Below are 18,872 nucleotides of genomic sequence, written 5' to 3' on the forward strand. Positions count from 1 at the left end.
CCTGGCAATTCCCATCTACGCCAAGCCAGTTGATTCGTTCGTTGTCGGCCGCTGCATCTGTGGCCATGTGACGCCGGCGAGAGCGCGCCGGTGTCGTTCGGGCAGGGCGACCACGGGGTGGCCGAGCCAGTCGCGGCCCATGTGCGCGAGGACGGCGGCGTCCGCCTTGTCGTACCGTCCCGGGCCTTCGCACTCCAGGCCGTACCGCTCGGCGACGGCGTCGCGAACCATGCCCTTCGCCGCCCTCGCGCGCACCTGCTTGGGGTGGTCCTTGGCAGGGTTGGCGACCCCGCACGCGTAGATCTTCAGCGAGGCCGGCGGGACCTGGGCGTAGGGGATCCCGTTCTCCCACAGCGTCTGGGTCACCATCCACCACAGTCCGCCGAGCTCATGGTGCCCGGCCTGCGCGCCGTGCCCGTAGGCCGCCCCTTCAAGGACGACGAGGTCCGCGCGCCGGACCCGGTCGGTGATCTCCCGCTTGTGCCAGTCCAGTCGGGGGTGGCCGCGCAGGTTCCCGGGCCGCAGGGCGTCGGCCCAGTCGACGCCGGCGATGCCGGTGGAGGTGAGGGACAGGTCGAGGCCGATGACCAGAGGGGTGGGCCCCGTGGGCGTGGTCGCGGTGTCGGCGGTGTTCATCCGGTTCGTACTTTCTTGCTGGAGGTGGTGTCGGGCCTGGCCGCGGCGTGGGCGGGCTTCGGCCGTGCGCCCTTTGCGGCCGCTGCTCACCATCGGGGCCTCCCCTTCGGCTCGTTCGGCTGCTGCCAGGGGATCGGCGGCGGGAGGATCGCGGCACAGGTCAGGCCGCGATCGCGAGGAGGAGTTGTTCCTGCGCCGGGTCGGTCTCCGGCTCGACCGGCGGCGGGGAGTCGACGGCTGCCCGGCAGGGGTCGCACGGCTGCTCCCCGACGGCGTAGTGCCGCTCATGGCCGTCCCCGGTGCCGCAGATGTCGCGGGGTTTGCCGGGCAGGGGCAGGTCGAGGTCGTCGACGCCGTCGGCGGTGCCGATGACTTCGCCGCCGAGCCACAGGCGGCCGCCGGCGACGCCGTCGAACTTGCTGGGGTGGGGGCGGGTCTGGCGGATGCACATGGCCCGGTAGGGGCAGGGCACGCAGTCGGCCATGGCCGGTGTGCACTTCTCGATCAGTTCGGTCTTGTTCGCCCATGCGCCTTCGGCGGGGCTGAAGCGGTCGTCGCGGTAGCAGACGGGGGTGAACAGGTCGGTGTCGGGCAGGGCGGTGAACACGGGCTCGGTGGTCCTTGTCGGTGGGTGCCCTGCCCGGCCGGCCCGGAAGGGGGCGGGGCGGCCGGGCAGGAGTTCAGGGGCGGTCGGCGGGGCGCCGGTGGAGGCGCAGCAGGGTGAGGCGGTGGCTCGGGTCGTGGCAGACGCAGGTGATGTGGCGGTCGTGGAGCGGGCCGCCGTCCCAACCGTCGGCGCTTTCGCAGTGGCGGCATTGCGGGTCGGAGGTCTGTGCGGGGACGAGTGCGCGGCGCGGTGGTGGGTCCGGGCGAAGGCGCCACCGCGGCCGGGGGCCGGTCACAGGACTTCCAGGAGCTGGCGGCCGATCCAGTGGGCGACGTTGCAGGACACGGCGTTGCCCGCCTGCATCGTCTGTTCGGCGCCGGTGCCCAGGACGATGTAGTCGCTGGGGAACCGCTGTCCGGCCAGCTGTTCCTTGGGTTTCAGCATCCGGAACCAGCAGTCCTCGATGCTCTCCGCGGTGGCGACGACCGCCGCCGAGTCCCGGGTGGACAGGGTGTGGAGCGGGTAGCCGGCGTGCTTGGCGGTGGCCTTGCGGTACGGGACCACCAGGGTGTTGCGGTCGCGGGGGTCGACGCGGCCTCCCGGCATGACGAGGCCGTGGTGGTTACCCTGCGCGCTGACCGTGGAGATCGGGGCGTGCACCGAGGAGGTGGAGGCGTTGTTGCGGAACTCCACGATGTACGGGGCGGTGAGGAGGGCTTCGGACTCGCGGGTGGTGCGGGTCCGTAGCGGCTGCTGCGCCGGGTAGGGCTCGGTGTTCCAGCTGCCGCCGACGGGAACGATCAGTGCGTCGCCCTGCTTGGTGCTGCGGGTCGGCATCGGCCGCTCGGCGACGGCGTAGGCCCGGTCTCCGCCGTCCTTGCCGTGGGTGAGGGTGATCGAGTACGGCTCATGCGGGTACTTCACGAGCCCGGCTTCGATGCGCTGCATCGTGGTGTCGGCGAGCTTCCTGCTGCGGGAGCCGATGCGCTGGCCGAGGTCGGTGAAGTCGATGGCTGCGCTGGCCGGACGCACCCACGGTTCTACGAGGGAGTGGCGGCAGCGCGTGCTCGGGCAGCGGTAGTCGTACTGCTTGCCGTATTTTCCGATCGTGATCTTCGGGTCTCGCCAGGTCTGGACGGCGTTGACCTGCTCGCCGCACTCGAAGCACCACGCCAGCGGGGACGGGGTGAGGTTGGGCTTGCGCATGCCCTTGCGGGTGAACGTGATGTAGATGCGGTCGCGCCACTGCGGGGCCCGAAGGTTGTTCTCGTCTCCGATGTGCGCCGAACTCACCGATGTGATCTGGCAGTTGTAGCCGAGCGCCTTCATCGCGCCGATCCATGCCGTGAACAGGACCCAGTCGGTCGCGAATTCGAGCACGTTCTCCACCACGATGGCCCGGTAGCGGTGGACCTCGGCGGCCCGCACGACGCACCACGCCGTGACCCGGGTCTTCTCGAACGCGGCGTCGGGCAGGACCTTGAACTCGTCGTCGCCGTCGAGGAGGTCGAGTTGCGGGGTCTCTCGGCGGCGGCCGCCGGCGGGGCTGATCTCGGTGCAGATCACCGATGCCCACAGCACGTCGGTTCTGGGCAGGTAGCGCATCGGCATGCCGGAGACGTCGATGCACAGGTGGTCGGCCCGGCTGTGGTTGGCGGCGTGGGTGGCCAGCGCAAGGTTCCAGTGGTTGACGCCCAGTTTGAGCTCAAGCCCGGCTTCGGCCAGGCCCGTCGAGGAGCCGCCGGCGCCGCACAGGAAGTCGGTGAAGGTGATGGACATGGGCGGGGCTCCTCTCAGTTCTCGGGGTTGTCGGCCAGGGGCCGGGCGGGCGGGCAGGTCGGACTGGGGAGGTCGTCGCCGAGGTGCTCGGGGTAGGGCTTGATCGCGGGGTGCCAGTGGTTGGCGGCGTGGGCTATCTCGGGCGGAAACGGGGTGTTGTCGGGGGTCGCCATGCGGAAGTCCAAGAGGTGATGGCGGGCTCGTGGATGAGAGCCCATACAAGTTGAGGAGTTGAAGGTGCTCAGGTCTGGCGGGTGATTCCGTCGTGGTCGGTGGCAAGGCGCAGGAAGGCAATCCAGCGCACCCACGCGGGGTATCCGTCTTCGGGGTCTTCGATGACGAGCCGGGCCGGGAGAGCGAACAAGGAGTCGTACATGGCGAGGGCTGCGGTGATCTCGGCGGTGCTGATGTGCCAGCGGCCGGGAAAGGTCAGCTTGTTGTCGGGGATGCCGCCGGGGCTCGGGGCGGTGCTGTCCGGGCCCTCCTGGAAGAGACGGTGGCCCCGTGGCGCGTCGGGGTCCGGCCACAACAGAGGCTGGTGGTCGGTGAGCATCCCGAACCGGCGCATCGTGCTGCGCAGGGCGCTCAGCCCGAGGGCGGTGGTCTCGTACCGGTGGTCCGGGTCGTCGGGTTCGCCGGTGCGTTGGACGATACGGAAGTGCATTGTCATGACGGGGTCTCCGGGAGGGTTGCAGGGTGCTCAGTAGGCGCGGGCGCCGCGATGCCGGGCCGCGCGGCGCAGGAAGGGGGTCCAGCGGCGCCAGTCGTCGATGAGGCTGCTCTCAGTGGCCCGGTCTTCGCAGGGGGCACACTGGTGGGCGGCGAGGGCGGCGGTGATCTCGGCCGGGGCGGTCTGGAGAGGTGGTGGGCGCCTCGGGCCCGGCGGGTGGCCGGGCCCGGGCGGGCCGGGGTGTTCAGGGGCGCTTGCGGGCGCGGTAGGCGATGCGGGCCGCCCAGAGCGACAGGGCGAAGCCGGTGCCGCTCAGGGCGAGGGCGATGATCTGGATGGCGTCCACGGGTTGTTCCGTTCCGGGCCTGTCAGTGGTGCGGGTTGTTGTCGCGGGGGCCGTGTCGGCGTTCCCGGGGTGGGCGGCGCAGCGCCTCCTTGGCCCGGCGGGGGACCAGATGGGCGGCACCGGCGGGCTCGCCCAGAAGAGCCCGGTGAAGTCCAAGGGCGGTTCGAAGTCGTCGCCCAGCCGGCCGTCGGGGTGGTCAGCCACGGGGGCCCGCCATCCGCGCGGGGCATTGGGGCGCGGTGAGGAGGCGGGCTGTGGCCAGGTAGGTGCCGGGCGCGTCGCCGATCTTGATGGCGTGCGCGATCTCGCGGGCGAGCTGCTCGTCCTCCTGCGAGGTCTGGGGGTGGACGAGCCGGCAGGTGCACGTGCCCTGCGGGGTTCGGCTGCCGGAAGCGAGTTCCGCCAGGGTCACCTGGACGACCCGGGTACGGTCGCGGTCGGCTAGCGCGTAGCGGGGCCAGTCGGGGCTCAGGTGCTGCTGGGTGATTCCGGCGGGCTGGCTTCGTGCGACCGCCCAGGCATACCGGGCGGCTTCCCGGCTTGCGCCCGGGAAGGCCTTCCTGACCTCGTAGGTCGCGGGGCCGTGGTCGTGGATCGTGGTGACGGTGACGACGGCGGGGTGGGCGTGGGGGACGGTCAGCAGGGCTATTCCTCGCGCTCCGAGGTAGGTGTCGATGGTGACAAGGAGCGGGGAAAGGAGAGCGCCGTTGAGAAGGTCGGGCCCGTCCGGGGTGGAGTCGTACACGCTGTCGCGGACGGTCGGGTTGTCGCTGCTGCCCCTGATCGCCCGCCAGGCGATGGCGGCGTCGATGTCGTCGGGGAGGTCTCCGATCTCGTTGCCGGTGTCGATTCGCAGGTAGCTGCCGTCGGGCAGTTCGGCGGTGATCGCTTCGGTGTCGCCGTCGGAGGTGATGTCGGTGACGAAGCCGCGGCGGCGCAGCGCGGCGGTCAGGGGCCCGAAGGCCTCGTAGCGGGCCTGCCATTCGGGGTCCGTGACGCGGGGATGGGTGGGTAGTGGCGCGAAGGTCACCAGGGGCTCCAAGAGGTCGTGTGTCGGCGGGGTCAGGTGAGGCGCAGCAGGCGGGTCAGGAGGCCGCGTCGTCGGGTGCGGGTGGGCTTCGGGGAGGGTGGGGGCGGCAGGTAGCGGGCGATGGCGCCGAGGACGGGGCTGGGGTTGGTGCCGAGGTGGTGGTCGTCGCCGAGGAGGGTGGAGTCGTAGATGACGGCTCGCTGGCCGGTGGGGAGGGTTCGGGTGATCTGCCAGCCGGTGGCGCCGCTGGGCTTGTGGGCGGCGGCTCCTCCGATGCCGTCGTCGGTGACGGCCAGGAGGGCGCCGTCAGGCAGGTGCAGGTGCAGGCTGGCGTGTCGGCTTTGGGCGGCGAGGTGGAAGGGGATGCCGGCCCGGCGGGCGAGGTCGGTGATCGGCCGGTAGGTGTCGGCGAGGGTGGGGGTGTGGAGTGGTGGCACGGTCCCTCCGTGCATGATGTGGAGTTCTTGCATGAGTTCCCATACAAGTTTGGGGCGGCCGGGGGTGTGGACCCCCGGCCGCGAGGGGGGTTAGGCGGCGCGCTCGACGGAGTGCTGGTCGGACCAGGTGGTGAGCGCGGTGGCCATTGCGCGGAGCTGGGCGGAGAGGCGCCGGGCGGTTCGGATGTCGAACTGGTTGGGTTCGGCGGGCAGTTCGTGGCGGCGGTGGCCGAGGAAGTCGAGGAAGTCGTCGACGCGGTTGGACAGTTCCGCTGCGGGGGCGTCGGCGGCGTCCCGGTCGGGGGCGGCGTTGACGCTCTGGGCGAGGGCGGCGATCTGGTCGAGTTCGTTGTCGATCTCTTCGTTCTCGGCGCGCTCGGTGGCGATGGCGCGGACGAGCGGGTCGAGGATGCTGGAGTAGTCGAGGGCGTAGGTGGGGCGCCCCTGGTCGTCCTTGACGGTGATGAGCGTGGGCAGCATTTCGATTCCCTTCGTCTCGGGGGTTTCCCCCCTCTTCATGTTTAAATTCTATACTCATTCAATGGGGGGTGCAAGTTCCGCCGGCCAGTTACCTATTCGTGATATTTGGCGCGTTGGCGTGCCGCCCTGACCGCCTCGAACGCCTCCCGTCTCGCCGACCGCACCGCGTCCGAGCCGACCTCCGCCTGCTCTCGCCGCACCTGCGCGTCCCTCCGGAAGTCGGACAGCCACTCCTGCTCCCGCTGTCTCCGCGCCACCGTGCGGTCCCGTTCCTCGGCCTGCCGCTGCGCCCGGGCGCTGGTTCCGCAGGCCCGGCAGTTCGCCGCGACCTTCCGGTGACGCGAGCACGGCCGCGCCTGCGAACCCTCCGGATCCGCCGGCTCCCCCGCGGCGTCAGCCGTGGGGGGTAGGGGGGTAGGTAGGACATAGGAAGGAGAAGGAAAGGAAGGGGTTCCCCCGGGGGAACCCGGTGGGTTCCCTTCGGGCAACGTGTTGGGTTCCCCTGGGGGAACCTTCGCCCCCGCCGTAGGTGGGTTCCCCTCGGGCAACCCATGGCGTCGGGCCGCCCGTTGCTCCCGCTCCTCGACGTCGAGGTAGGTCCGCGCGGGGGCCGCCGGCGTGGCGCGCGGGGTGCGCGGCCGTGCCAGGCGGGGGTTTCGCGGCGCCGTGACCGCCGCGCGCTGCCGCTCGCGCAGTTCTTCCCTGTCCGGGGTGTCCGGCACCCCGAGCGGGAACACCTTGTACAAGGCGGCACGGCCCGGCCTGCCGACTTCCACGCGCTCGACCAGGCCCTTCGCCACGAGCTTGGTGACCAGAGTGATCGCCCTCTTTTCCGTCACGCCGGTCCACGCCGCCATGCGGTGCATACCCGGACGGGACAGGCGAGTCTCGTCGTCTGCCGAGTCACAGATCTTCATCAGCGCCAGTTTCTCGGCGGGGTTGCTGATCACCTCCGGCGGCAGGTAGGCGGCGGCGACCATGAGTTGTATCGACATGCGGGGCTCCCCCTCGGCGGCACGGTGCGAACTGGTGCTGTACCGCGCTCACTTGGGGGCCGCCTTGACCTCGATCCTGCGGGAGCCCTTCTTCACGACCCTGCGCGTGGGCACCGCGATGCCGGCGGTCACGAGGGCCTTCACCATGCGGTCCGCGTCGGGGACCATCGGTATCGGCGCGTCGAGGTCGTCGAACAGCTCGATCATGGCGCGCACGTCCGGCTCCTCCACCTCCTTGTCCTCGCCCCGCCACCCCAGGACGTTGCGCCCGTATGTCCCCGCTTCGGTACCGTCGACGGCCTTGCGCACGAACTTCTTGACCCGGTCGGCCTCCGCCCAGTCCTTGTGCGCGTTGGCGTAGTCCGCCAGGTGCACCGCCACGTCCTCACGGTTGTGCACGATGTTGGCCTGGACCGGCCGCCCGGACGCCGGCACGCCCCAACAGGCCGTCGCGAATGGGCAGTAGTCGCACACGGTGTCGATGCCGGGCCCGTAGAACGAACGGGGGGCCTGCTCGGGGTGCTCGGTCTCGGTGATCCGCTCCAGCCACCACACCGCCTCTTCGGCGATCTCCGGGTCGTAGGGGAACTCCTGGATGAACTCCTCGCCGGAGTCGCGGGAGATGAACCGCATCCGCACCCGCTCGACGTCGATCGGGCCGAGCCGGGCCAGGACCCGTTGGCCGTCGACGTCGGCGAAGCCGCCGGTGCGCAGCAGCCGCACGTAGGTCATGACCTGCCGAAGCTCCCCGGCGGTCGCGCCGTAGCGCCGCACCTCGTCCCAGCGGTAGATGGTGCGGGTCTTGATGTCCTCCACGGTGTTCACGTCGGCGGCGACCTTGGGGCGCAGGCGACGCGGGAGCTGGCGGGCGGTGGCGCGGTCGAGCTGGACGATGTCGATGCTGCCGCGAATCGTCGCGTCGGCGACCCTCTTCTCGACGAGCCAGCCGAACTCGCGGCGGGCGGCGGTGGTCAGGCCTTCGTGGATGTAGGTGCCGAGCATCGCGGCCGGGCTGACGACGTGATCGGTCGGCTCCCAACCGTGGTGGATGTACGCCGCGCGGCGCTCGCACACGAGGTCGGACGCGCCGAGCTGGCGCTGCTGGGAGCGGGGTCGGGCCTGGTCGACGGCGTCGGCCGCGACCCAGATGGACGGCGACTCCGGTAGGTCGAGGACGGAGGTGGACATGGGTGTACTGCTCCAAGAGGTCGTGACGGCAAGGGGCCCGTGAGGGGCGGGGCCGCCGGCAGGAGGGCACGCCGAGGTGCCAGCGCGGCTGCGGTGTGCGGCGTGCCGGCCGGGGTACGGTGCGCGTGGGTGACGACGGGGCCGGGCTCCTGGCGAGGAAGCCCGGCCCCGCCGGTCAGGCCGCGACTGGGGTCTCGCCGACGATTTCGGCGTCGGCCTCGGCCTGCTGCGCCTCGGCGGCGGCCCGCAGGCGGGCGGCGTCGCTCTCCGGGACGTCGTCGATGCCGGCCTTCGGGGCGGCGAGCTCGGCGGCACGCGCCTTGACCGCCCCTCGGACGGTGTGCCACTCCATCTCGGACAGGCCGGTCTTCGACCCGGCATCCAGCTCGTCCCACAGCTTCAGGCAGGCGTCGCGGTCGGCGGCGGCGGCGATGCGCTCCATCCACGGCCCAGTGCGGTCGCCAACGAGTACGGGCATCTGTCGAGGCTGACTGGCGGTGGAGCAGCCGAGCAAGTCGAACACCAGCCGCTCGATGGTGAAGTCGGGCAGCTGCATGGGCTTGCCGCTCTCGACGCGGAACTTGAGGGTGCGGGCCTTGACGAGCTCAGGGGTCTGGTCGCGCCGCATCCGCACCCACATGGTGACGTCGAAGCAGAGGTCCTTCTGCGCGCCGACCTTCCACTCGCGCACGGGACGGCGCCGGTCGTCCAGCAGGGGCTGGCCGTCCTCGTTCGTCGCCGAGATCTCCTTGCCCCTGGCCAGCATGATCGCTATTCCGGGGAACGTCTGCATGGCGCGGATGACCCGATCCCAGCGGTTGACGGAGTCGTTCCACAAGTTGCGGGTGACGTCGATGTTCGCGTCGGGGTCGTCGCGCAGCTTGTCCCGGTTGCGCTTGGAGCGGCGGGCCCGGGCGTGGGCCCAGTCGGACAGCATCCGCCACAGTGCGGTGCCGGAGTCGACGATGAGGACGACAGGGGGCTCGCCGGCTGCGGCGGCCCGGCGGGCTTCCTCCTTGACGGCCTCGACCTGCTCGGCGATGTCCACGTAACTGCCGTCGTGCTCGATCACTTCGAACCTGGCGCCGGGGATCGCCCCGTACTCGTCGGCGGTTCCCTCGGACAGGTCGAGGACGTAGCAACTGCCGACTCGCTCGGACTTCGTGAACTCGATGGCCGTGTAGGACTTGCCGGCGCCTTCCTCGCCTTCCAGCAGGATGAAGGGGAAGGGGATGACGCAGGTGGGCTTGCGTGACTTGATCTTCGGTGGCACGGGTGGTTCTCCAAGAGGTTGGTGCGGTGCGTCAGTCCGTACGCAGGGCACGGACTTCGATGCGCGGCGCCCACTCGGGGTGAAGCTCGATGAGCAGGCGGGCGTAGCGCGACCTGAAGTCGTTGTTCAGCCGGAAGTCGCCGTCGGATCCGAGGGTGGCGCGGCCGTAGGAGTAGCGGACGAGCTCGAAGAGCATGCCGAGGCTGATCGTGGCGAAGCGCGCTTCGATGCACTCCGCGGTGAGCCGCTCCAGCTCGGTGAGGACCCACGGGTTTGCCCCGTGGAACTGCTCGAACCGTTCCTGGATCGTCCCCGCGCGGGGCGTCCCGGTTGCGGGCGCGACGATGCGGCGGACGGTTTCCAGGCCAGGCAGGTGGTCCTGAGTGACAGCGGACACGGCGCTCTCTCCCCTCAACTTGATGGGGATACTAAGCAAGAGTCCCCATACAAGTCGAATTTCTGACCACCCCTCCCCACGCAGAGGGAGGTCGAGCGCCTCCGGCTGCAACATCACGCGGCGGCGAGCGCGCCCTCATGAGTGACTCCCCATTTGCGAGGCGGGCCCTTCACCCGCCCTCATGTTTATATTTTATACTCACTCATGGGGGTGGTCAACTTTGGTCAGCTCTTCTTCTTGACACCCCTCGTGAGGATCTTCGATCCGGGGCCGTCGTACCGGCCGCTCTTGAGCGCCTCCACGACCTCGCCGTTGATCTCAGGAGCCTTGCTCTTGACCCTGGAGAAGCGGCCCGTGCTCTCCAGGCCGTCGGAGGCGCTGCTCAGCAGCCACAGAGGCGAGCCCGACAGGGACCAGTCCGGCCCCGGGAACGCGCTCGCCTTGATCGCGGCGCTCAGGCGGGGCAGGAACGCCGCGGGATCCTCGCCGACCATGGCAGCGATCTCCTGCTGGCCGACGATCGGCGGCAGGTCGGCACGCTGCACCGTCAGCGCGGACACGAGGCCACGCCCCGGGGACTGCTCCTCCACCAGCTGCTCGACGACCCCCATGTTCGGCTCCTTCGTGCGCGCGAACCTCTCGCCCTGGGCCACCGCGAAGCCCAACGTCCAGTAGGCCCGACCGCTGACGATCACCGCCTCGCTGTAGTCCAACTGCCCGCGCTGGATCCACTGCGCAACGTTGCGGGCCACCCCGTCGTAGATCGCGCCGAACTCCTGCTGGCCGACGAGTACCGGCTTCCTCTTGACACTCACTTCCGCCACTCCCTGCCATCGTGAAAAGTGAGTATTAAGACTATGCCCAGGCTGTGGAAAACCTGGCATCGAACCCCAGTGATAGAGTATGAAGTCCAAGAGGTCGGGCCCCCATTCCGCAAGGAACGGGGGCCCAACTCGTTCTTCGGCGGGCGCCGGCCTTCGGCCCGCATCTGCTCACCCCGTCACGGGACGACGGTAACTCGTGGACACGGCGCCCTCCAGACGCTCTCCATCCGGCCGGTCCGGCAGTCCTCGGCGAGCGCCACGCCGTCACCCCTACTGCGACAGTGCGGCCTTCACTGCCGGGTAGGCCGGCGGCCTGGCGTAGCCGAGCAGCCAGCCCCACCGGGGCGACAGGTAGTGCTCCGCCGCCCTGAACACCGCGTAGTAGACGAAGCTGACCAGCGGCACCAGGATGCCGGCGAGGGCGGTAGCGTCGAGATCGAGGCCGCAGCGGGCGGCGGCGGCCACCAGCCAGCCCACCAGGGCGGGCACGCCGGTGCGCAGCAGGGACAGGTAGAAGTTCACCGAACTCCTCTCGGTTGCGGGGGTGTCGGTCAGGACCACAGACGGCTCCAGGTGGACGGGCCGGGCAGGCCGTCCGCATCGCCCCCGCTCCAGCCCTGCGCGCGCTGGAACGCGGCGACGTTCGCTCGGTCGGCTTCGCCCCAGGACCGCGACGGGCCAACCTTGTAGGCGCCGCCGAAGCCCTTACGTACGAGCTGCTGCCCGAGGGCGAGGATCGAGTCGTTCACCCGGCCGGGCCCGAAGGCGGCTCGGCCGGGGAACGCCGGCGGGCCGGACGGCTGTGGGGCGGGGCCGTTGCCGAGCCGGGCGGCCACCCGGGCACGGAACTGCCCCATGTCGATGCCGACCGGGTCAGGCTTGCCGACCTGCCACTCCTTGTGGCCGATGACGGACCGCTCGGACCAGCCGTGCGCCCGGCACACCGCGGCGGCGGCCCGCACCATCGCCTCGACCTGGCTGTCCGGCCAGCCCTCGGAGCCGGTCCCGCTGTTGACGCACTCGAAGCCGTAGAAGCGGGAGTTGCCGTCCGTGTTGTTCTGGTCGACCGGGGGCAGGGGCCGCTCGGCGATGACGGCCTGAAGGACGTCGCCGTCACCCGCGCCGGCGTGGTTGGTCCGGCCGTAGCCCACCAGGTGCACGCCGCCTTCGCGGTCGATGACGCCGTGGCACAGCGGGCCCGGCAGCCCGTCGTAGCCGTCCCGGCAGATCTGCACGGAGTTGGCGGTGCCGGAGGTGGCGGTGTGGTGGATCACGATGCCGTGCACCGGCCCCCACGCACCCTTGGAGTTGCGGTTGTGACTGCGCCAGTCACCGACCTCGGCGACGGAAAGCCCATCGCTGCGAAGGGAGTTGAGGAAGGCGTCGGCGCTCAGAGGCGTTGCCAAGATGGTTCGCGTTTCTCCCCCGCGCACCAGGTGGTGGTGTAACTCGGCGCCAGCTGCCTACGCGCGTGCGCCCTTGGAGAGCAGCCACAGCTGCACGGCCGCGACGACGAGCGGTGCGAGGAACGCGCCGATCAGCCACCGGCGGTTGGCGATCGCCGCCGCCTCGGCTGCTTCCCGTGCGCGGGCCTCCGCGGTGAGGTCTCGTTCGATGACGACGAGCCGCTGGTCGATCAGCCGCTGATCGGCGACGTAGACGTCCTTGGTGACGGCCTGCTCGATCCGGCCGGCGAGAACCTGGAGGTCGGTCCGCAGATTCTCACGGAGCCCCGCGATGCCGTCCCGCTGGTCCTCGCGAAGCTGGAGCAGAGCACGCTGAAGCTCCCCCAGCGTGGGTTCTGCGGCCGGCGGGACACTCACGACAACTCCGAACAAGCGTTCCCCGCGCTGGCAATCAGCATAGAGCCTCCAGCTGGGCAGAGGCCAACAGTTCGCGATCGCGCCAAATTCTTCCGACTCGACTCCACAAAGCTCACCCATGGCCACCCTCACCTCCACTTTCTCGGGAACATCAGGTTCCGGATCATGGCAAGCCGTACGGAATAAGACATTCCTCTTTGCGTCAATTGATCCCCATGCGCTGAACGGATAGCTTGGCGATCCGCACACCCACTGTCAGGCTCGCCGAAACCGGAAATCTGAAAGGATAGAAATGCGCTTCAAGTGGTCCGCAGTCCTTGGAGTCGTGGCGCTAGTCGCCACAGTCGGCTTATCTCCGACTGCCTCCGCGACACCCACGGGAGTAAAGATGATCACCTTTACTTCCGCCACCCCGTTTCCCGACATTCCAATAGGGACCCCAGTAGGCCAAGCCGTCGAAAATATCACCAGCTCAGGGGGGTTCGAATCCGTAGCAGGTGATACTTCAACGGCTTTGCCGCGTCCTTCCATCCCGTCCCCCCAGGAAGCAGAAGCTCTAAAGCCGTCAAAATTCTACAGCAGCAATCCGGCGGGAGAATCCTCCACGCAAGGCCTTAGCGCCGGCGATTCCACTGTAGACTTCGCGGCATGCCGAAATAATCCGAGCGGATCAGCGGCCGACGGAGCAGTGATCGATCACTTCAACTTCTGCCGACACTATTACTCAAAAGAGATCCTCTACGGAATAGCTGGAGAGGTACTAGGAACGCTCGACTGGCGGGTAACCGAGGTCGGCAGGGGCCAATCGGGGGCCAGGGAGGCCTTCATCAGTGCAGAACTGGCCGAGTTCAAGACATCTGGGTACTTCAACGACTCTTCAAGGCTCACGATCTACCTGGGAACGAACGCAAAGCAAGGGCAGAATGCCTGCCAAGCCGTTGGAGCCACCAATCCAATCACAAATACGGTAGCCCAGTGGAAAGCGAACGGCCTCCTGGGATGGAGCATCATCTCGGATCATACCCTGGGGGCAGGGGACGAAGAGGTCGTTAACTGCATGTGGTCGATCTACAATCGGGCAGCGCCATACCTAGAAATGTGGACAAACTGGGCCAGTCCCCCCTATCAGGACCTCCGCTTCGACTCGGCCTACTACCTTCCCCAAAAGACCGGAGTCATCTTCAGCAGGGTCATCCCCGTCATGCAATACAGCCAGACGGACCCTCTGGTAAAGGATGTCGCCGAACACCTCTACACGGCTTTTACGAACCCGAACTCAACCCTTCCCGCCCAAGCCAACGGCTCCAAGGTAATCCCAGGGAACATCAAGGCGACACCCCCGAGCCTCATTACGCGCCTATATCGTGGGGCCAACCTGATCGCAGATCAGGCCTATAGGGACAACCGTGCTGCCGTGGAGAAGGCATGCGCTCCCCTTCCTCACAAGCCTGACGAGGAGTGTGACGAGTTCCCGTTCGCGTCGACATGGGAGGGTGCAGGCCGCGGCGACGGGAACTTCTCGGTCCGGTACGTAGACGGCACCCAGAACGGGAAAGCTGGGACCCAACTGTCCACCTGGTACGGGTCAGACCGCATTCTCCACAATGACAAGTTTGGGGTCGAAATCCTTCCGTAGTCACGTAGGATCACCTCGGCGGCGGGAAGACGTTTGGTCATCCCGCCGCCGGGTCGAATGCGAAATGGAACTTCTCCACTCCGTGGAGCAGTTCCATCTTCGCGTGGTCGCTCAGGTCCAGCGAACTACTCCAAAAGACATTTAGCATAAAGTTTCGCGACGGCCCTCCAAGGTCCAACGTCAGACCGGTAGGGCCAGAGAATAGAGTCCATGCTTCCGTGTGCCCCGTAAGAGACCTGTATGGAGCCCTTGCGATGAGCCTGAACCCGTCCGGACGCACTGGATTGTTAGCAACCTCAAGAGTCACAGCCGCATAGTGATCCCGAATCGAGCTTCGAACCTTAATGGCCCCGTCGGCCATCACAACGCCCGGAATTTCTTCACACAAAGGAAGATCCATCCAATTGCCGTCCTCGATGAACTCACTCCGTTCCCATAGCCCAAACTGCGAACGTTCGACTGAAACCAGGCCTGCGGCCTCGGCGTGAAGGGTCTGCATATCACCGATCCTTCCACACGGCTGCCACTCAGGGGCCTGCTTGGGAGCAACTCCAGGAACGAGCACGGCTGCGTACACAATCTCGTGCCGGCTTCCTAACCCCTCGCTGACCCGTCAGGCAGGCTAGCCACCGCTCGACGCCAGGCAGGCCTGGGTCGCCTCCCCACGTTCCAGACCTCTTTCAGGCAGCGTTAGTCGATGCAGGACCACTCGACGCCGCTGAACGAGATCCAGCCACCGAAGCTGCCGGTCGCGTTCCACACCTCCAGGTTGCCGTTCGGCTGAAGGAAGAGCGTCGCCGTCGCCGGGTTGGATGCGGCCACCGTGAAAACCTCGCCGACCCGGGGGCGCATTGCGGGGTCGTCGATGACGGCGACGACCCCTCCGCCGAACGATGCCGGTACGGCCGCGATTCCGCGCAGCATCACTGTACCGTCGGGCCTCCTCTTGATCCCGACCGAGCGCCAACCGGTCAGCGAGGTGCAGCCGTTCTGAAAGGCCGGGGTCGCCCACGAGGCCGACTCCGCCCTGACGGTGCCGTTGGTGACAACGATGTCCCCACCCTGCACGCGCAGGCCAGTGCCGCTTTGGAGCAGCATGCCTCCGGCCAACGCCTTGACCGTCAGACCGTCCTTGCTTAGGGACATCGCCGCAACCTGGTCGGCGAGCTGGGTGAACCAGGCCTCGGGATTCAGATGGGTGAGCGCGGTCTTGTATCCGCCGGTGCTGCGCCGCACACTCATCTCGATCGAGGCGGCGCTCGTTGCGTCGCCTGCCGCTCCCGATATCACGGCCTCGCCAGCCATCCCCCACTCCCCTGCGACGCTCAGGGAGTAGCCACCACGTGATGGATAACTCGTACCCGGGCAACCAGAGTTCAGCCACAGCCGCGGGGTGTGGATACCGTTGGTGGTGAGTTGGGGACCAGTCAACCGGGTCACCGGAACGCTACCGTCGGGTGTGGCGCGCACTTCGGCAGTGAGCCGCGCGGGCTGCTGCTCGACGTCGGCCCCGGAGTACAGCAATGCGGACGGGGCTGCTTTCCCCTCGATGGGGTCGGACGGGGACAGCATCACCCGTCGGCCGGTCGTGCCGGTCTGGAGGGTGCCACCGGTGATGGTGCCACCGGTGATGGTGACGCCCTTGATGGTGCGCCCGTCGATGGCGTCGACCGACAGGGCTGCGGCAGTGATCGACCCGGCGGCGATCTTGTCGGCGGTGATCGCGCCTACGGCGATCTTGTCGGCCGTAACGGCAAGGGCCTTCAGCTCCCTGCTGGTGATGGCGTCGGCGGCGATCTTCCCCGCGGTGACCGCGTCGGCGGCGATCTTCAACGCAGTGACCGACTTGGAGGCGATCTTCGACGCGGTCACCGCACTGGAGGCGATCTGCCCGGCCGTGACGGCGCCGGCAGCAAGGGTCTCCGTGGTCACCGCCCCTGCGGCGAGTGCGCCAGTGCTGATGCTCCCCGCGGCGATCTCCCGTGCGGTGATGGCATCGGCGGCGACTGTGCCCGGGGTGACGGAGTCGCCGGCGAGCTTCCCGGCCACGACGGCGGCTTCGCCGAGCTTCGCTGCGGTCACGGCGGCGTCGGCGAGGGCGCGCTCGTCGATCGCCCCGCCGGCGACCTTCGCGGCGGTGACCGCGTCAGCCGCGAGCTGGAGTTCACCGACGATGCCGTCCAACACCTCTTGGGCAACGACGGGGGCGGGCCCGGCGGTCGCCGTGCCTGACGGCGCCGATGCCTTGCCGGAGGTGGTGCGGGCCACCAGGGTGACCCACACGGGCACAGTGGTGGGGACGGTGACGACACCTCCTTGTGGCGTGTCGATGGTGGTGACGAGGGTGGCGGGCGACGGGACGGTGCCGGCCACGGGTGAGGCGTGCACTTCGACGCGGGCCAGGTCCAGCGGGCTGGGCGAGCCGTCCGTGAAGGCCCCGTTCCAGGTGACGCGGACGCCGCCGAGCGCCGGTGCAGCGGTCGGCGGCGACGGTGCGGGCGGAACGGGGCCGTTGACGACGTTGACCGCGGTCGTGCCGTCCGGCATCTGGCCGATGACGGCGCGCAGTTGTCCGCCGGAGGTGACGGTGAGCGCGCCGTCGTCGATGCTGCTGTGGGAGAGGCGGGAGGACCGGGATAGGTCTCGCAGTGCCGTCTCCAAGGCCGCGATGCGCGCGGCGAGGGCATCCAGGGCAGTGGCCACGGTCACGCTCCGGTCGTGTAGGCGCGGTCGAGGTGCAGGGTGGCGGTCTCCGGCTGGTCGTCTTCGGCCGGGTGCAGGGTCCAGCCGGTGATGCGGCACCAGCCGTCGTAGGTGGCCCACTCGTCGTGCAGGGACACCTGAACGTCGTCGCCGACCCGCCAGGAGCCGATCGGCGCGGCTGGGTGGTCGACGACGGTGATCTCATCGACGGTGGCAAGCTGTTGGCGGCGGGCGCGTTCGGCGCGGGCGATCTGGGCGAGGACGGCGGGGTCGGTGACCGAGGGCCGGTCGAGGACGTGCTCCAGACGCAGCCGCCCGTCGCGGACCGCGTCCACCGCCCGGACTTTCGCGGAGCCGTCGCCGGCACCGAGTGCGACGACGACCTGGGCGTAGTCGTCGGCGCTGCTGGTGATCGGCTCGGGCTCGACGACGTTGACGCCGCTCGCGAAGTGCAAGTCCTCGCGCCTGCTGCCCAGGCGGGGCCAGGCGACGAGGATGCGCCGACCCGGCCGTTCCCCCTCCCAGGCGACGGTCTCCGTCCACTCCGGGCCGCCGTCCAGGGCAGTGGCGTCACGGATCACGCCCGAGAGTGCCGGCGCCTCCCACTCCTTGGTGGCGTAGGGGTGTTCGGCGTCGCCTAGACGGGCGGGGCAGCCGCCAGGCGGCAGGTCGACGCGCACGCCGAGGTCACCGTCGGGCTGCTCCTGGAGGTAGGCCCACGTGTCGGCGATGACCTGGCACGGGTCGGCTCCGGTATAGGGACCGCGGCCGCCGAGGTTCCCGTGCAGGTCGTGGCGCTTGGTCGGGTAGGCGCCGAACCCGGCGGCCTCCAACGCCAAGGAGGAGCCTTCGGGCTTCGCCGTCCAGATCTGGCCGCCCCAGGCGAGCTGCTGGTCTCGCACCGCCCACAGCAGCACGGTGCCGGCCTCAGCCTGGCTGGGCGCGAGGTGGGCGAACCGCGGTTCGATGACGGCGCGCATCTGGCCGGGCCCGTTACGTTCGAAGCCGAACGAGACGCCGCCCAGCGGCAGGTCATACGCCAGGACCTCCCCCGTAAGGGCATGGGTGGTGAAGTACCGGTACACCGGCATCAGTAGACGTCCTCGACGAAGTCCACGTCGGCGCTCAGGGTCGTCGTGTTGTTGACGTCCACGTTGCCGCTCACGTCCAGCCTCACGGACTGCACCGCGAGGGTCTGGGTGGTGCCACGCTGCTCCTGGCGGAAGCTGTAGTGGTCGACCATGGTGATGTCAGCCCGGGACACGGTCGTGATGGCATCGGTGTCGAGGTAGGCGTCACTGCCAGGGCTTCCGCCGAGCACGTTCCGGAACGCCACGTTGACCGATGCAGCCACGCGCAGGCCGTGAAGGGTGGTGATGACGGCGGCGTTCGTGGCCCAGTAGGGGATGTCGATGTCGACCTTCGCGCCGGCGGACGCTGGCCAGTCCTGCCACGTCGGCGACGACGGGATCGAGGAGTACTTGAACGTCTGGATGGTGCGAACGCGGCGCTCTCGCCTCGGGTTGGCCAGCGTCCGCAGGTCGGTGATCATCGCGTTGGTGATCGTCTGGCAGTTCGGCGGCTGGGTGATCCGGGCCAGTGCGATCGCGGTCATGCCGGGTGGCGGCGCCGCTGTGGTCGCGGAGACGCCCGGGATGACGTGGAAGTACCCGATGTCCTCCGAGCTCGGGTTGCGCGAGCCCTCATACTCGGGGTCTTCAACTCGCAGAACCAGCAGGTCGGTTCGACCGGTGCCGCCGGTCGGGGCGATCGGCACGAGGTGGTCGCCGCTGTTGTACTGCGTGTAGGAACCCTGGCCCCAGGTCGCGCCCCGGATGATCGCGGAGCCGTTGCCGACCCGCACACCGGGGCCGGGGGTGGGGGTGGAGCGGACCTTGAGGTCTCCGCCCTCGGTGATGCCCTGGCTGCCGCGGGACAGGTCCCGCACCATCATGCGCAGTGCGCGGGCAGGGTGGATGCCGCCGGTGACCATGAGGGGCGGCTGGATGAGCGTCATCGCGTCGTGCTTCTTCCGTGCTGTGGGGGGG

General features: G+C 69.0%; 20 protein-coding genes. 1 reads left to right on the plus strand and 19 read right to left on the minus strand.

The genetic code is table 11. From position 1 onward, the window contains the following. Positions 1-15: 15 nt before the first annotated feature. From QWJ13_RS06445 to QWJ13_RS06520, 16 genes are all read right to left on the minus strand, one after another. A complete protein-coding gene (locus QWJ13_RS06445) occupies positions 16-636 on the minus strand; it encodes a hypothetical protein (protein ID WP_316521088.1) in 621 nt (206 codons plus the stop codon). 160 nt (positions 637-796) lie between these two features. After that, the gene (locus tag QWJ13_RS06450) at positions 797-1,243 is read right to left on the minus strand and encodes a hypothetical protein (RefSeq protein ID WP_316521090.1); all 447 of its coding nucleotides are present in this window, start codon (positions 1,241-1,243) and stop codon (positions 797-799) included. Positions 1,244-1,534: 291 nt separating this feature from the next. After that, a complete protein-coding gene (locus tag QWJ13_RS06455) occupies positions 1,535-3,022 on the minus strand; it encodes a DNA cytosine methyltransferase (protein ID WP_316521092.1) in 1,488 nt (495 codons plus the stop codon). A gap of 14 nt (positions 3,023-3,036) precedes the next feature. Further along, positions 3,037-3,195, minus strand: coding sequence for a hypothetical protein (locus QWJ13_RS06460; protein ID WP_316521093.1), 159 nt, complete (start codon positions 3,193-3,195; stop codon positions 3,037-3,039). 68 nt (positions 3,196-3,263) lie between these two features. Beyond that, entirely contained in the window at positions 3,264-3,692 is a 429-nt protein-coding gene (locus QWJ13_RS06465; RefSeq protein ID WP_316521094.1) for a hypothetical protein, read from the minus strand. Between the two features lie 542 nt (positions 3,693-4,234). Continuing rightward, the gene (locus tag QWJ13_RS06470; protein WP_316521095.1) at positions 4,235-5,068 is read right to left on the minus strand and encodes a hypothetical protein; all 834 of its coding nucleotides are present in this window, start codon (positions 5,066-5,068) and stop codon (positions 4,235-4,237) included. Positions 5,069-5,100: 32 nt separating this feature from the next. Next, positions 5,101-5,505 (minus strand): hypothetical protein, encoded by a 405-nt coding sequence (locus tag QWJ13_RS06475; protein ID WP_316521096.1) that lies wholly within the window; start codon positions 5,503-5,505, stop codon positions 5,101-5,103. Positions 5,506-5,595: 90 nt separating this feature from the next. Continuing rightward, positions 5,596-6,024: a hypothetical protein gene (locus tag QWJ13_RS06480; protein ID WP_316521097.1), complete on the minus strand. Its 429-nt coding sequence runs from the start codon at positions 6,022-6,024 to the stop codon at positions 5,596-5,598. Between the two features lie 53 nt (positions 6,025-6,077). After that, entirely contained in the window at positions 6,078-6,980 is a 903-nt protein-coding gene (locus QWJ13_RS06485; RefSeq protein WP_316521098.1) for a helix-turn-helix domain-containing protein, read from the minus strand. A 48-nt stretch (positions 6,981-7,028) separates the two neighbouring features. Then, positions 7,029-8,168 (minus strand): hypothetical protein, encoded by a 1,140-nt coding sequence (locus QWJ13_RS06490; protein WP_316521099.1) that lies wholly within the window; start codon positions 8,166-8,168, stop codon positions 7,029-7,031. Positions 8,169-8,343: 175 nt separating this feature from the next. Next, positions 8,344-9,441: an AAA family ATPase gene (locus tag QWJ13_RS06495; RefSeq protein WP_316521100.1), complete on the minus strand. Its 1,098-nt coding sequence runs from the start codon at positions 9,439-9,441 to the stop codon at positions 8,344-8,346. Positions 9,442-9,472: 31 nt separating this feature from the next. Continuing rightward, on the minus strand, positions 9,473-9,838 hold the full coding sequence (locus tag QWJ13_RS06500; protein WP_316521101.1) for a hypothetical protein: 366 nt from the start codon (positions 9,836-9,838) through the stop codon (positions 9,473-9,475). A gap of 224 nt (positions 9,839-10,062) precedes the next feature. Beyond that, complete coding sequence (locus tag QWJ13_RS06505) at positions 10,063-10,653, minus strand: hypothetical protein (RefSeq protein ID WP_316521103.1); 591 nt, start codon at positions 10,651-10,653, stop codon at positions 10,063-10,065. A 279-nt stretch (positions 10,654-10,932) separates the two neighbouring features. Then, the gene (locus QWJ13_RS06510; RefSeq protein WP_316521105.1) at positions 10,933-11,184 is read right to left on the minus strand and encodes a hypothetical protein; all 252 of its coding nucleotides are present in this window, start codon (positions 11,182-11,184) and stop codon (positions 10,933-10,935) included. Between the two features lie 29 nt (positions 11,185-11,213). Further along, complete coding sequence (locus QWJ13_RS06515) at positions 11,214-12,068, minus strand: peptidoglycan-binding protein (RefSeq protein WP_316521107.1); 855 nt, start codon at positions 12,066-12,068, stop codon at positions 11,214-11,216. Positions 12,069-12,125: 57 nt separating this feature from the next. Continuing rightward, positions 12,126-12,485, minus strand: a complete 360-nt coding sequence (locus QWJ13_RS06520; RefSeq protein WP_316521108.1) for a hypothetical protein — start codon at positions 12,483-12,485, stop codon at positions 12,126-12,128. A 688-nt stretch (positions 12,486-13,173) separates the two neighbouring features. Here QWJ13_RS06520 and QWJ13_RS06525 point away from each other — a divergent pair. Beyond that, positions 13,174-14,121, plus strand: a complete 948-nt coding sequence (locus QWJ13_RS06525) for a NucA/NucB deoxyribonuclease domain-containing protein (RefSeq protein WP_316521110.1) — start codon at positions 13,174-13,176, stop codon at positions 14,119-14,121. 690 nt (positions 14,122-14,811) lie between these two features. On the opposite strand, the gene QWJ13_RS06530 is transcribed toward QWJ13_RS06525, so the two are convergent. From QWJ13_RS06530 to QWJ13_RS06540, 3 genes are read right to left on the minus strand one after another with little or no spacing between them, the layout of a single operon-like run. Beyond that, complete coding sequence (locus QWJ13_RS06530) at positions 14,812-16,824, minus strand: hypothetical protein (protein ID WP_316521112.1); 2,013 nt, start codon at positions 16,822-16,824, stop codon at positions 14,812-14,814. A gap of 2 nt (positions 16,825-16,826) precedes the next feature. After that, positions 16,827-17,915 (minus strand): hypothetical protein, encoded by a 1,089-nt coding sequence (locus QWJ13_RS06535; RefSeq protein WP_316521113.1) that lies wholly within the window; start codon positions 17,913-17,915, stop codon positions 16,827-16,829. Further along, a complete protein-coding gene (locus QWJ13_RS06540) occupies positions 17,915-18,841 on the minus strand; it encodes a hypothetical protein (RefSeq protein ID WP_316521115.1) in 927 nt (308 codons plus the stop codon). Before QWJ13_RS06540 ends, QWJ13_RS06535 begins: the two co-directional genes overlap by 1 nt. Between the last annotated feature and the right edge of the window lie 31 nt (positions 18,842-18,872).

This window comes from Kitasatospora brasiliensis (assembly GCF_032654805.1).
Taxonomy (GTDB): Bacteria; Actinomycetota; Actinomycetes; order Streptomycetales; family Streptomycetaceae; genus Kitasatospora; species Kitasatospora brasiliensis.

Coding starts and splice junctions, on each gene's coding strand:
- QWJ13_RS06490 (WP_316521099.1), bottom strand. CDS start 8,168: ATGTCCACCTCCGTCCTCGACCTACCGGAGTCGCCGTCCATCTGGGTC.
- QWJ13_RS06480 (WP_316521097.1), bottom strand. CDS start 6,024: ATGAAGAGGGGGGAAACCCCCGAGACGAAGGGAATCGAAATGCTGCCC.
- QWJ13_RS06460 (WP_316521093.1), bottom strand. CDS start 3,195: ATGGCGACCCCCGACAACACCCCGTTTCCGCCCGAGATAGCCCACGCC.
- QWJ13_RS06445 (WP_316521088.1), bottom strand. CDS start 636: ATGAACACCGCCGACACCGCGACCACGCCCACGGGGCCCACCCCTCTG.
- QWJ13_RS06540 (WP_316521115.1), bottom strand. CDS start 18,841: ATGACGCTCATCCAGCCGCCCCTCATGGTCACCGGCGGCATCCACCCT.
- QWJ13_RS06455 (WP_316521092.1), bottom strand. CDS start 3,022: ATGTCCATCACCTTCACCGACTTCCTGTGCGGCGCCGGCGGCTCCTCG.
- QWJ13_RS06535 (WP_316521113.1), bottom strand. CDS start 17,915: ATGCCGGTGTACCGGTACTTCACCACCCATGCCCTTACGGGGGAGGTC.
- QWJ13_RS06485 (WP_316521098.1), bottom strand. CDS start 6,980: ATGTCGATACAACTCATGGTCGCCGCCGCCTACCTGCCGCCGGAGGTG.
- QWJ13_RS06465 (WP_316521094.1), bottom strand. CDS start 3,692: ATGACAATGCACTTCCGTATCGTCCAACGCACCGGCGAACCCGACGAC.